This window comes from Pantoea sp. X-Soil-OKNW-556, assembly GCF_059730695.1.
In genome coordinates, this window is the sequence record NZ_AP035990.1 from 4,239,525 (window position 1) to 4,252,708 (window position 13,184).

Annotated in this window: 11 protein-coding genes; 8 read left to right on the plus strand and 3 right to left on the minus strand. The window is 57.9% G+C overall.

Annotation, left to right across the window (positions count from 1 at the left end; all coding sequences use genetic code 11):
• Positions 1 to 78 precede the first annotated feature (78 nt).
• Positions 79 to 1,107, minus strand: coding sequence for a zinc-binding alcohol dehydrogenase family protein (locus tag AC6I8T_RS19780; RefSeq protein ID WP_021184948.1), 1,029 nt, complete (start codon positions 1,105 to 1,107; stop codon positions 79 to 81).
• Positions 1,108 to 1,242: 135 nt separating this feature from the next.
• On the opposite strand from AC6I8T_RS19780, the gene AC6I8T_RS19785 reads away from it, so the two are divergent.
• Both AC6I8T_RS19785 and AC6I8T_RS19790 read left to right on the plus strand, forming a co-directional pair.
• Complete coding sequence (locus AC6I8T_RS19785) at positions 1,243 to 2,145, plus strand: GntR family transcriptional regulator (RefSeq protein WP_497834252.1); 903 nt, start codon at positions 1,243 to 1,245, stop codon at positions 2,143 to 2,145.
• 173 nt (positions 2,146 to 2,318) lie between these two features.
• Positions 2,319 to 3,671 (plus strand): MFS transporter, encoded by a 1,353-nt coding sequence (locus tag AC6I8T_RS19790; protein ID WP_208724368.1) that lies wholly within the window; start codon positions 2,319 to 2,321, stop codon positions 3,669 to 3,671.
• A 593-nt stretch (positions 3,672 to 4,264) separates the two neighbouring features.
• On the opposite strand, the gene AC6I8T_RS19795 is transcribed toward AC6I8T_RS19790, so the two are convergent.
• Together AC6I8T_RS19795 and AC6I8T_RS19800 are read right to left on the minus strand one after the other, a co-directional pair.
• Positions 4,265 to 5,179 (minus strand): LysR family transcriptional regulator, encoded by a 915-nt coding sequence (locus AC6I8T_RS19795; protein WP_497829713.1) that lies wholly within the window; start codon positions 5,177 to 5,179, stop codon positions 4,265 to 4,267.
• A 2-nt stretch (positions 5,180 to 5,181) separates the two neighbouring features.
• The gene (locus tag AC6I8T_RS19800; RefSeq protein WP_021184952.1) at positions 5,182 to 6,246 is read right to left on the minus strand and encodes a dipeptidase; all 1,065 of its coding nucleotides are present in this window, start codon (positions 6,244 to 6,246) and stop codon (positions 5,182 to 5,184) included.
• Positions 6,247 to 6,446: 200 nt separating this feature from the next.
• Here AC6I8T_RS19800 and AC6I8T_RS19805 point away from each other — a divergent pair, with 200 nt between their 5' ends.
• The 6 genes from AC6I8T_RS19805 to AC6I8T_RS19830 all read left to right on the plus strand — a co-directional run bounded on the left by AC6I8T_RS19805 (position 6,447) and on the right by AC6I8T_RS19830 (position 13,158).
• Positions 6,447 to 8,042, plus strand: coding sequence for an ABC transporter substrate-binding protein (locus AC6I8T_RS19805; protein WP_208724370.1), 1,596 nt, complete (start codon positions 6,447 to 6,449; stop codon positions 8,040 to 8,042).
• Positions 8,042 to 9,052, plus strand: a complete 1,011-nt coding sequence (locus tag AC6I8T_RS19810; protein ID WP_021184954.1) for an ABC transporter permease — start codon at positions 8,042 to 8,044, stop codon at positions 9,050 to 9,052. Before AC6I8T_RS19805 ends, AC6I8T_RS19810 begins: the two co-directional genes overlap by 1 nt.
• Positions 9,049 to 9,948 (plus strand): ABC transporter permease, encoded by a 900-nt coding sequence (locus tag AC6I8T_RS19815; protein ID WP_021184955.1) that lies wholly within the window; start codon positions 9,049 to 9,051, stop codon positions 9,946 to 9,948. Before AC6I8T_RS19810 ends, AC6I8T_RS19815 begins: the two co-directional genes overlap by 4 nt.
• The gene (locus AC6I8T_RS19820; protein WP_021184956.1) at positions 9,949 to 10,776 is read left to right on the plus strand and encodes an ABC transporter ATP-binding protein; all 828 of its coding nucleotides are present in this window, start codon (positions 9,949 to 9,951) and stop codon (positions 10,774 to 10,776) included.
• 133 nt (positions 10,777 to 10,909) lie between these two features.
• A complete protein-coding gene (locus AC6I8T_RS19825; protein ID WP_021184957.1) occupies positions 10,910 to 11,650 on the plus strand; it encodes an ABC transporter ATP-binding protein in 741 nt (246 codons plus the stop codon).
• On the plus strand, positions 11,647 to 13,158 hold the full coding sequence (locus AC6I8T_RS19830) for a serine hydrolase domain-containing protein (protein ID WP_497834253.1): 1,512 nt from the start codon (positions 11,647 to 11,649) through the stop codon (positions 13,156 to 13,158). The genes AC6I8T_RS19825 and AC6I8T_RS19830 overlap by 4 nt, the downstream gene beginning before the upstream one ends.
• Positions 13,159 to 13,184: the final 26 nt, after the last annotated feature.

The following is a 13,184-nucleotide window of genomic DNA, read 5'->3' on the forward strand; positions in this document are numbered from 1 at the left end:
TTGATGGCCTGTAGCGGCGTGATTTATCACGCGATTTTTGCGGCACCGCACACCCACGGTGCGGTGCCCGATGAAAACTTAACGGGCGAAGTGGATGACGCCTTTGATGAGTTCGCGATTGTTGATCACCTCGGGTTCAAAGGTTTCCGCCAGGGTGGAGAAGTCATAATGCCGATTGAGCATCATGTCAGCACGTAGCTGGCCGCTCGCCATCAGTGCGCGCACTTTGTCGAAATCTTCGCGCGTAGCATTGCGGCTGCCCATCAGCGTGGTTTCTTTTTTGTGGAATTCGGTATCGGGGATCACCAGGTCGCCTTTGTGCAGGCCGACAAACACAATAGTGCCGCCGTGACGAATCAGTTTTACCGCGCCGTTCATTGCTGCCGGGCTGCCGGTGGCATCGATCACTTTGGCTGCCAGGCGTCCACCGAACTGCGCGCGCAGCGTGGCGTCAAAATCCGCATCCAGCGGGTTGATGGTTGCCAGCCCCAGTTGCTGCGCGACATGCGCCCGCCGCTGCTCGCTGGTATCCGCCACCACCACCTGCGCGCCCGCTGCTGCGGCAATTGCCGCCACACCCAGGCCAATCGGCCCGGCACCGACCACCAGCACCTGCTCATCCGGCATCACCGCAGCCCGGCGCACCGCATGGGCGCTGATGGCGAATGGCTCGATCAAGGCTGCCGCTTCCGGTGCGACATCATCCACCGCCAGTAAATTGTTTTGCGGTACGCTGAGCAGTTCGCAGAAACCACCATCCTGATGCACGCCAATCACCGAGATGTTTTCACAGCAGTTAGTTTTGCCGCTCTGACAAGCGTCGCACTGCTGGCAGGCGACGTACGGGATCAACGCCACACGTTGCCCCGGCGTAAAGCCGCTCGCCTCAGCGCCCAGCGCCACCACTTCGCCGCATAGCTCATGGCCCAACACGCGTGGATAACTGAAAAACGGCTGGTTCCCCGCCCAGGCATGGATATCGGTGCCGCAAATCCCGGCGGTAATCGGTTTGATCAGAACCTCGTGGGCGGCCGGGGTCGGTCTGGCACGCTGCTGCCACACCATGCTACGCGGTTCCGCCACCACCAGGGTTTTCATGCTTGTCATAGGTTTCTCCTGTGCTGATGTCACAGTTATGGCGAGAATCGATGTTAACGGCTTGTTGCGCACGCAAAAGTGTGAGGCAGAACGATTTTTTTGGGCTTTCGATGGTTTTTAATAAATAAAAAACCGGAGCCTGTTATGAGCCGAAACCAGAATCTGCGTCAGAACGTTATCAACCAAATGCTGGAAGGCATCGCGCAGCGCCATATCCGTTCGCCTTTACCCCCGCAGGCGGCGCTGGCGGAGATGTTCAATATCAGCCGTACCACGGTGCGCCACACCCTGCATTACCTGCACCAGCGCGGCATTCTGGATAAAGTGGATGAGACGTATGTCATCGTGCGTAACCCCAGCGATGAAGATGGCTTCAGTGCCCTCACTCCACCGATTGAGCAGCAGGCCACGCAATTCGAGCAGGCATTTTTTAATTTGATCAACCAGCGGCTACTGATGCCGGGTGATACCTTTACCGAGCTGCAACTGGCGCAACGGGTGAAGGTCAGCCCGGTGGTGGTGCGTGAGTTTTTGCTGCGTTTTATGCGCTACAACCTGCTGGAGCCGGTGAAGCGCGGTCAGTGGCGCATGAAAAAGTTCGACCAGAATTACGCGGAAAAACTGTTTGAGCTGCGTGAAATGCTGGAAACCCACGCGTTAAATCGCTTTCTCAATCTGGCATCGGAGGATGAGCGCTGGATTCAGGCACGCGATTTACTCGACCGGCACCGTGCGATGCGAGACACCATTGCCAGCGATTACCGCCACTTCGCCGCACTGGATAAGGAGATGCATTCGTTGATTCTTTCCGCCGCCAACAACCCATTTTTTAATCAATCGCTGGAGATCATCTCGGTGATTTTTCATTCGCATTATCAATGGGATGAAAGCGATTTAAAGCAGCGTAATATCGTGGCACTGGAGGAACATATGGCGATCCTCACCGCGTTGATTAGCCGTCAGGATGTGGAAGCGCTGTGTGCATTGCATGCCCATCTCGACACCGCCAAAACCTCGATGATCCGATCGATCCGTCAGTACAATTAAAAACCGATTAAAAACCACAAAGCATTAGCTCCCGCACGAATCAGAAACATCTTTGCAACATCCTGTCATCTTTGCTTCTAGTCTCGGAACCATCTGTTGAGGTCGCATCGGTTGGCGACCACAGAACCCCACACTGACTGATAACGATAAGTACCCAGATCCGGGAGGTTGCAATGGAAAATACGTCGGCTCGTGGTCGCGAGACAGCGCCAGCCCCAGCCGCAGATGGACGCGAATTTGTCCCTGCACGCGGCGATGTGGTGCGCTCACCGCGCATCAGAAAGATTCAGATGACAGCGATGTTGTTGCTGCTGTTCGCCGCCATTATTAACTATCTTGACCGCAGTTCCCTGTCCGTCGCCAATATGACCATTCGCGGCGAGCTGGGTTTGTCGGCCACCGAGATTGGCGTACTGTTGTCAGCGTTTTCGCTGGCGTATGGTCTGGCGCAGCTGCCGTGCGGTGCACTGCTGGACCGCAAAGGCCCGCGCATTATGCTGGCGATTGGCATGTTCTTCTGGTCGTTGTTCCAGGCCGCCGCCGGTATGGTGCATAACTTCACCCAATTTATCCTCGTGCGTATTGGCCTGGGTATTGGCGAAGCGCCGATGAACCCGTGCGGCGTGAAGGTGATCAACGACTGGTTCAACATCAAAGATCGCGGTATGCCGATGGGGATGTTTAACGCCGCCTCGATGATTGGCCTTTCGATTGCCCCGCCCATTCTGGCAGCGATGATGCTGGTGCTGGGCTGGCGCGGTATGTTTGTCACCATCGGCGTATTGGGTATGTTCCTCGCTATCGGCTGGTATCTGACCTACCGCGATCGCGACAACAACAAACTGAGCGCGGAAGAGATCCATTATTTACAGGCGGGTAGCGTGGCATCACGCAAGGAGCCGATCAGTTTTGCCGAGTGGCGTGGTCTGTTTAAGCAACGCACCATGTGGGGCATGATGATTGGTTTCAGCGGCATCAACTACACCGCGTGGCTGTATATCGCCTGGCTGCCGGGCTACCTGCAATCCACCTATAACCTCGACCTGAAAAGCACCGGTTTACTGGCGGCGATTCCGTTCCTGTTCGGTGCCGCCGGGATGTTGCTCAACGGCTATGTGGTGGATGCGCTGGTGCGTCGTGGGATAAATGCAGTGAAGGTGCGTAAGGTGAGCATTGTCAGCGGTATGTTGCTGTCAGCTGCATTTACCGCCTTCGTCACCCGTGCCACTGACACCACCAGCGCGGTGACGCTGATTGGTATGGCGCTGTTCTGTATCCATTTTGCCGGTACGTCCTGCTGGGGATTGATTCATGCCAACGTGACTGCACGCATGACGGCGTCGGTCGGCAGTATCCAGAACTTTGCCAGCTTTGTGTTCGCTTCGTTTGCACCGGTCGTGACGGGCTGGGTGCTGGACACCACCAAATCCTTCAGCCTGGCGCTGATGATTTGTGCCGGTGTGACGGTGGTAGGGGCGCTGGCGTATCTGTTGTTGGTGCGTAAACCGATTACGGATGGGGTTTGATTCTGGAAAGGTTCCGCCCGCCGCAGCGGTTTGACTATGAGTAGGTTCCGCCCGCCAGACATGGTGGAGTTTCAGCTGCATCGTGCAGGCGGACGGCACGCGCGGATTCGCCATCCCTGGCTCATTCCGCTCTCTCGCCGCATCCATGCGGCTCGGCCTGGCCTTCCCTCTGCGCTCGGCGCTGCGGATGCCACCCACCCCACCGTCTGCAAAACCGCAGAAAAAAAGAGAAAAAAATAAAGGGCAAAAAGCAAAAAGATAGAGACTGATAAGCACAGGTCGTGCAGCGAGGGTGGGGCGCCATCCGGACTCGCTGAGCGAATGAATGCTGCCAGGATGAGCCGCATGGATGCGGCGAAAGGCGGCGTTGAGCAGGAGCGAATCGCCGCCGGTCCGTCGGCAGTTGTAGCGGCGCGATTTATCGCGCAAAAAGCACCGCGTAGCGGCGAGGGAGGCTGGCGCAAGGCCCGGGATTGCAAAGGGTGCGGCCAGGCACCCTTTGCTCGGTCGCCGCACCGGCGAACTGAAACTGCATCAGCCTGTGGCGAACGAAACCACCCCGGAGCCAAAACATCGCCAAGGCGAACGCCCCCCTACGGCTTCACCGTAAAAAACCGTGATTCACATTGCCGCGCAATCTCCCACAACTTATTACGAATCACCTGTTTCAGTTGCAGGGTCGATTGCGACTGAGGCCGGTCACGGCGGCTAATCAGCATCACCTCAAACGGCAACGGCTGTGCCACTGGCAGCAGCTTCAGCTGATCGGCATAACGACAGGCGGTAAACAGATCCACGATCCCCACGCCGCCGCCCGCCAGCACCATGTCGGCAATCACCGAGTAGGTTTTAATCGACAACGACACCCCCGGATTTAACCCCTTATCCCGCAGCGCGCGATGCAGCACACGGCCCAACGGGTCCTGGCTTTGCATCATCAGCAGGTTATTGGCGCACAGCCATTCAAGGGTGACCGGTTCATTGTGGGTATGATGCAGCGGCAGCAGCGCCACCATTGAGGATTGAAACAAAGGTTCCGCCAGCAGGTCAGCATCCACCTGCTGACCAAATACCAGCGCGAAATCGAGCTGATTATCGAGAATGCTGCGACACAGGGTGCTGAAATGTTCGGTGACCAACTCCACGCTGACCGATGCCGCCTGTTGTCGCCAGGTGACCAGCGCCGGGGCCAGCACCATCTGACCAAAAGCATGCGCCGCACCAACGCGCACCGTCTGTCCTTCGCCACGCCGCAGTTGCTCCGTCAGCTCGGTGATGGACTGTAAGCGTTGATACAGTTCTTCCACTTCCGGCAGCAAACGCCGCCCTTCCGCCGTCACAATCATCCCCTGGGCGCGCCGTTCAAACAGCGCAAAACCAAGCTGCTGCTCGGCGTGGTTCAACACCCGGCTGACATTCGGCTGCGACACATTAAGCAGGCGCGCCGCACCGCTGATGCTGCCGGTCTGCACAATCGCCTGAAACACCTCAATATGTCGCAATCGCACGATTATTCGCCCCAGGTGGCTTCAAGCACACGCAGCCAATTGCCGTAGCAAATTTTCTCCAGCAACTCTTGCGAATAACCGCGCGCCGCCAGCGCATCCACCACCAGCGGGAAACCGGCCACGTCTTTCATATCGCCCGGCATGGTCGCGCCATCCAGATCGGAACCAAAGCCGACGCCATCTTCACCCACTTTTTCCAGCAGATATTCCACATGCCGCACGATGGCGTCCACCGTGGTGGGCGCGTGACGATCGCCGTCTTCACGCAGGAACGGCACCGCAAAGTTCACGCCGACAAAACCCTGAGTTTCCGCAATCGCTGCCAGTTGACGATCGGTGAGATTGCGTGACTGGGCACTCAGCGCATGCGCATTGGAGTGGCTCGCCACCAGCGGCGCATCGCTGATCTCAGCGGTGTGCCAGAAACCTTTTTCATCCATATGTGACAGATCCACCATGATGCGGCGCTGGTTACAGTCACGCACCAGTTGTTTACCTGCCGCCGTCAGACCATTGCCGATATCAGGCGAGGAGGGATAACGGAAGGGGACGCCGTCGCCAAACTGGTTCGGACGGCTCCATAGCGGCCCCAGGGTACGTAACCCGCTGGCGTAGAGGATGTCCAGCAGCTCGCCATGCGTATCCAGCGCTTCCGCCCCTTCAACATGCATCACCACCGCCAGAACCCCTTTACTCATGCATTCACGAATATCACGCACGCTGCGGCAGATTTTTACCTGGCCCTGCGACGCCTGCTCAATCCGCAGCAATAACGCCAGCATGGAGAAGGTGGCATCGCGCGCAGTGCTGATAATTTCATGAGGAAAATCTGAGAGGTCTGGCGCACTTCTTGCAACTAGCGGGTGTGATGGCACCCAGGTGGCAAAAATCCCACCTACCATATTTCCGTGCCGGATGCGGGGAAAGTCCATCTGGCCTGATTCAGTGCCGTTGAAAAAAACATTCACGGCATCGGGCTGATGGTGTTGCCACAGTTTGTTGAGGACATCGTTGTGACCATCAAAAACCGGGATGGCAATCCGGTTGGCGTTCGGCGAGTCAGACATGTTGTATCCGTTTCTTGTTCAGGGGAAAGCGCAAACGCTGCCAGTTGACGGGGCACAATGCACCGAAATAGGGCAAGCGGCTGCGTATGAAACAAAAGGCTTAATGCCTGTTATTAATCCTCCTGCCCGGCGGGAATGTCAAGACAAAAAACAGCAAATAATAATTTTTTTATTTTAATAATCAATAAGTTGGAGTTGTCATGGTAACCAGAAGACGTTTTCTTGCAGGATGCACCGCAGTGCCCTTCCTTTCGTATCTCAGCCTCAATTCTGCCTTTGCTGCCACGCCCCCCAGCATGCTGGTGATGGCGATGCAGCTGGATAACATGACCAGCCTCGACCCGCATGAAAGCTTTGAAGCTATCGGCGGCCAGATCTGCGGCAACCTGTATCAGAAGCTGGTCATGCCGGACCCTCAGCAGGCCGACAAAGTGATTGGCGCGCTGGCAAAAAGCTGGGAAGTGAACGCCGACAACAGCGTTTATACCTTTCACATCGATCCGGCGGCTAAATTCGCCGACGGCACGCCCGTTACTGCCGAAGATGCAGCGTTCTCCATCGAACGTATCGTGAAACTGGATAAAAGCCCGGCGTTTATCATTAACCAATTTGGCTTTACCAAAGATAACGTCACCCAGTTGGTGACAGCGAAAGACACCCATACGCTGGAGATGAAACTGGGCGCACCGGCCGCTGAAAGCTTCCTGTTGTATTGCCTGTCAGCCACCGTCGGCAGCATCGTATCGAAGAAAGCGTGCCTGGCGAACCAGCAGAACAACGACTTCGGTAACGCCTGGCTGAAACAGCACAGCGCCGGTTCCGGTGCCTTTACCCTGCGCACCTGGAAAGCCAGCGAAACCGTTATTCTGGAACTCAGCCCGCAATTTGCCAACCAAAGCAAAATTAAACGCGTGATCCTGAAGCATATTGCCGACCCGGCGGCCCAGGCACTGATGCTGAAAAAAGGCGATGTCGATGCCGCTTATGACCTGACCACCGAACAACTGTTGCAGGTAAAAAACGATCCTGCGGTCAATCTGGTCAATCAGTCCCTCTCGTCCGTGATGTTGATGTCGTGCAACACCAATAACGAATACCTGAAAAAACCGCAGATATGGCAGGCCCTGAAATGGGCGCTGGATTACGACAGCATCCAGAAAAACATTCTGTCGATGAGCTTCACCACCCATCAGAGTTTCCTGCCGAGTGGTTTCCCGGCAGCGCTGGACGACAACCCATTCCATAAAGATGTCGCCAAAGCCAAAGCGTTGCTGGCGGAAGCGGGTTATCCGGACGGGTTTGAAATCACCCTCGACCACTACTCGATGCAGCCCTACCCGGATATCGCCCAGGCGATTCAGACCCAACTGGGCGCGATTGGCATCAAAGTGTCGCTGATTGCGGCGGAAAACCGTCAGGTACTGACCAAAATGCGCGCCCGTCAGCATCAACTGGCGCTGACCGTATGGGGTGCGGATTACTTCGACCCGAACTCCAATACCGAAGCCTTCTGCGTTAACACCGACAACAGCGACAACGCGCGCAACCGCACGCTGGCCTGGCGTTGTAGCTGGTCTGATGATGAGTTCAACAAGCTGACCGAGCAGGCGCTGCACGAAGCCGATCCGGCCAAACGTATTGCGTTGTATCACCAGATTCAGCAGTTGGGTCGCGAGAAGAGTCCGTTTATCTACATGATGCAGAAAACCAAAAACGTCGCCGTCGGCAAAAATATCAGCGATGTCCATATGACGGTGCTGGAACAATGGCCGTATGAGCAGGTGAAAAAAGCCTGATGCCGTTACTGAAGAAAATCGTCAGCACCCTGAGCAGCCTGGTGCTGACGCTGTTTGGCCTGTCGGTTTTGACCTTTTTCATTGGCCGCGTGATGCCCACCGATCCGGTGCTGGCAGCGGTCGGTGATAACGCGCCTCAGTCCGTTGTGGAGCGCGTACGTGCGGAGATGGGGCTGGATCAGCCCCTTTACATCCAGTTTGGTCATTACCTCAATCAGCTGTTACATGGCGATCTCGGCAAATCGATTCTGACCTCCAATCCGGTCACCACCGATATCGCACGTTTCTTCCCTGCCACTATGGAGCTGGCAACGGCGGCGATTATTATCGCCGCGTTGATCGGTATCCCGCTGGGCGTGTGGGCGGCGGTGCGGCAAAGCACCTGGGTGGATCAAACCATCCGCGTAGTGTGCCTCGCCGGCCACTCGCTGCCGGTGTTCGTGCTGGCGTTACTCAGTTTGCTGGTGTTCTACGCGGTGCTGGGTATCGCGCCAGGACCGGGACGTCAGGACATCATCTGGCAGGATATGGTGCCGCAGGTCACCGGTTTCCTCACCATCGACTCGCTGCTGGCAGGTGAATATGACGCTTTCCGCGATGCGCTGGCGCATATGGCGCAACCGGTGTTGATCCTCGCTTATTTCAGCATGGCCTACATCACGCGTATGACGCGTACCTTTATGCTCAACGCCCTGAGCGGCGAGTTCGTGATTACGGCACGCGCCAAGGGCTTATCTGCGGCTCGGGTGATCTGGCGTCACGCCTTCCCCACCGTGGCGGTGCAACTGGTGACGGTGCTGGCGCTGACCTATGCCGGACTGCTGGAAGGCGCGGTGGTAACGGAAAACGTCTTTGCCTGGCCGGGCCTCGGGCAGTATCTCACCACCTCGCTGATGAATGCCGACATGAACCCGGTGGTGGGCGCAACCTTGCTGGTCGGCACCGTGTATGTGCTGCTAAACCAGTTGGCTGACCTTCTCTATCGACTTTGGGACCCGCGCGTAAAATGATCTTTTTCTCTCGTGACTGGCTACTTGATGACACGCCAGCTAACCGCCGTCAGGCGGTGTGGGGCCGTCGCTATCGTCTGTGGCTCAGCCTGCGCAGTAACCCGCTGGCGATGGCGGGGCTGCTGGTCATTTTCCTGATGTTGCTGCTGGCGCTGTTTGCCCCGCTGCTGACACCGTTCGATCCTGGCGCGCAGCATCTGGATAACCGCCTTGCGTTACCGTCCTGGGCACACTGGCTCGGCACCGATGAACTGGGGCGCGATGTCTGGACGCGCATCATTTATGGCGGGCGCACCACGCTTGGCATGGTGATCGCCGTGGTGTTGCTGACCGCCCCGCTCGGCCTGTTAATTGGCTGTATCGCCGGGTATGCCGGTGGATTTGTCGACAAGGCGCTGATGCGTCTGACCGATATCTTCCTCGCCTTCCCGCGCCTGATTCTCGCGCTGGCATTTGTCGCCGCACTGAAACCGGGTGTCGAAAGTGCGGTGCTGGCCATCGCCCTCACCGCGTGGCCGCCCTATGCGCGCCTGGCGCGTGCGGAGACGTTGCAGTTCCGCAACAGCGATTTTATCGCAGCCAGTCGTCTGACCGGGGCAGCGCCATTACGCATTATTCTGCGCCATATCATGCCGTTGTGCGTGCCAAGCCTGATTGTGCGCGTCACCCTCGACATGAGTTCGATCATCATCACCGCTGCCAGCCTTGGCTTTCTCGGTATGGGGGCACAGCCACCTTCACCGGAATGGGGCACGATGATCGCGACCGCGCGCCGTTTCCTGTTCAGCGAATGGTGGGTGCCGCTGATGCCGTGTATCGCTATTTTTCTGACGTCGCTGGCGTTCAACTTTCTTGGCGACGGTCTGCGCGACGTGCTGGACCCGAAGGAGCGCTAAATGTTGGTGGAAATTGAAAATCTGCGCATTGCCTTCCGCAATCGTGCTGAGACTTTTGAAGCAGTGCGTGGCGTCAGCTTTAGCGTTGGCCGCGAGAAGTTCGCCATTGTTGGCGAGAGCGGCTCCGGCAAATCGCTGACAGCGCGCAGCCTGATGCAATTGCTGCCGGGCAATGCCGAAGTCACGGCAGATGTGCTGCGTTTTGATGGTATCGATCTGCGCGGCGCCAGCGAAAAAGTGCTGCGCCAGATTCGCGGCAAACGCGTTGGTTTTATTTTGCAGGACCCGAAATATTCGCTGAATCCGGTGATGACCATCGGCCAGCAGATTGCCGAAGCCTGGCGCGAGCACAAAGGCGGCAGCAGAAAAGCGGCGATGCAGGCGGCGATTGAGTTGCTGGAACAGGTCAAAATCCGCGATCCCGAGACGGTGGCAAAACGCTATCCGCATGAAGTTTCTGGCGGCATGGGCCAGCGCGTGATGATCGCCATGATGCTGGCACCGGACCCGGAGCTGCTGATTGCTGACGAACCCACCAGCGCGCTGGATGCCACGGTGCAGGCCGAGATCCTGAAACTGATTGACGATCTGGTTTCTGCGCGCGGCATGGGGTTGATCCTGATCAGCCACGATCTGCCGCTGGTGTCGCATTTCTGCGATCGCGTGGCGGTGATGTACGCCGGACGGATCGTCGAATTGCTGGAAGCCGGGCAGCTACAACAGGCGCAGCATCCTTATACCCGCGGATTGCTGGCCTGCCTGCCATCGTTGCGCCATCCGCGCGAGCGGTTGCCGGTGTTGCAGCGCGATGCGGCGTGGCGGGATTAATAAGCGTTTCCGAAATTGCGCGATGAATCGCGCCGCCACGGTCTGGTGCGGCCTGTAGCGGCCTGTAGCGGCCTGTAGCGGCGCGATTTATCGCGCGAGTTGGATCGGATGATTAGCTAAACGAGCAAAACACATGATTCAAATCGATAATCTGCGCATCGCCTTTGGTGCGCACACCGTGGTGAAAGGCGTCAGCTTTGCCGTTGGTAACGGCGAAAGTTTTGGTCTGGTCGGCGAAAGCGGTTCCGGCAAATCCACCATCCTGCGGGCGCTGGCGGGCCTGAATGAACACTGGCAAGGCAGCATGACCTTCGGTGGTCAGGCGCTGAGTGCCAAACGCAGCCGGGCCTTTTTTCGTCAGGTGCAAATGGTGTTTCAGGACCCGTTCGGTTCGCTGCATCCACGCCAGACCATTGACCGTATCCTGCACGAACCGTTGCTGGTACATCAGCTCGATCGCGCCGAGCAACGCATCAGCCAGGCTCTGAGCGAAGTGGGCCTGCCTGCGGCGGTGCGGTTCCGTTATCCCCACCAGCTCTCCGGTGGGCAGCGTCAGCGTGTGGCGATTGCCCGCGCGTTGATTGCCGAGCCGGAAGTGCTGCTGCTGGATGAACCGACCTCCGCACTTGATGTGTCGGTGCAGGCGGAAATCCTTAATTTACTTAGTGATCTTCGCAGCGAACGCAAACTGACCTACATTATGGTGACACACAACCTCGCGGTGGTGACGCACCTGTGTCAGCGCATTGGCGTGATGCAACATGGCGAGATGGTGGAGCAACTAAGCGCCGATGACCTGCGCGCCCGCCGCATCCAGCATCCGCACACCGCGCAACTTTTTGATCTCAGCATGACGCTGGAGGAACCGGCATGACAGCCCACTGGCAACAGGCCGCAGATGTTGCAAACTCAATTGTGCAAAGCTGGCAACAACCCGGCGCACCCGGCGGGGCCATCGTGCTGTTCGATGCTCACCATATTCACTCTACCCACTGTGCCGGTTTGGCCGATCTGGCCCAACAAACGCCGTTCACCGCCGACAGCGTGGTGCGCTTTGCCTCCATCACCAAACATCTGTTTGCCGCACTGGTGACCGGGCCAGGCCGCCGCTATCTGCGACTGGAAGACACCCTGGCCCAGCATCTGCCGCAATTGACCGGCGCTAATGGTTCAGTAACCGTCGGCCAGGCGCTGGATATGAGCAGCGGTTTGCCGGATGTGCGTGAAACCCTGTCGCTGCTCGGTTTGTCGGTCTACAACGCCACCACCGCCGCCGACCTGTTGGCTTTCGTGGCGCGCGAAGGCGATCTCAGTTATCCGCCCGGTAGCGAGATTTCCTACACCAACACCGGTTATCGTCTGGTGGAAGAAGCGCTGAAAGCCAAAGGCGTGCTGTTCAACGACCTGTTGCAGCAATACGTCTGCGAACCGTTGGATATCAACCTGTTCGCCCCGGAAAGCTGGTTTGATATCGTCCCCGGCCTGGTGCCGGGTTACTGGAATAATGGGCAGCAGTGGCAGCTTTCAAGCGCCGGTCTGCATCTGTCGGCATCCGGCAGCGTGACCGGCAGCCTGCATGATTTGACGCGCTGGCTGCAAACACTGTTGGCAGACACCGGTCCCGGTGCAGGCGTGCTGCAACGGCTGAGTGCGCCGCGCAATCTCAACGATGGACGCACCAGCGGTTATGGCCTTGGCATCACCAGCTCGACGCTCGGTAGCCAGACGCTGTTTGGTCATGGCGGTTCCCATGCCGGTTATAAAAGTTACTTCCTGCTGCACCCGGAACTGAAGATTGGGGTAGCTCTGGTCGCCAACCGCGAAGATATCACCACCTCCGAAAGCGCACTGCGTATCCTGGCGGCGGCATTGGGCCGCACGTTGCCGGAGAAGGGGCACGATCTGACGCCCGGTTTGTATGTGGCACCGGATGCCGCCGACTGGCTGGAGATTAACGGCGTTACCGCCACCTGGCTCGGTGCCGGTGAAACCCTGTGGCGCGACGAGCGTCACGGCGACGCCGTCTCCCTTTCCAGTACCTTCCCCATGCAGTTACGCCACGACGGTGCGGCGATTGTTGGTGAAATCGGCCATGCCGCGCGCCGTTTTGTGCCGGTGCAGCCCGATAGCGCCAGCCTCGATAACCTGCAAGGACGCTGGTTTGCGCCGCAGTGGCGCAGTGAAATGGTGATTGAAGGGGATGCGCTGACGATGGGCATCGGCCCGGCGGCGATTCGTGCCACGCTGCAATCGCTGGGCGGCGATCGCGTGCTGGCTACCGCGCTGGATGGTCCGTGGGAAAAACGTTTTGTGTTGGCGCGCAGCGGCGATAGCGTGCGGCTGCTGCTGAACCGCAGCCGTGTGGTGACGTTTACGCGCTAAGCACCAAAACCCGCGCGATGAATCGC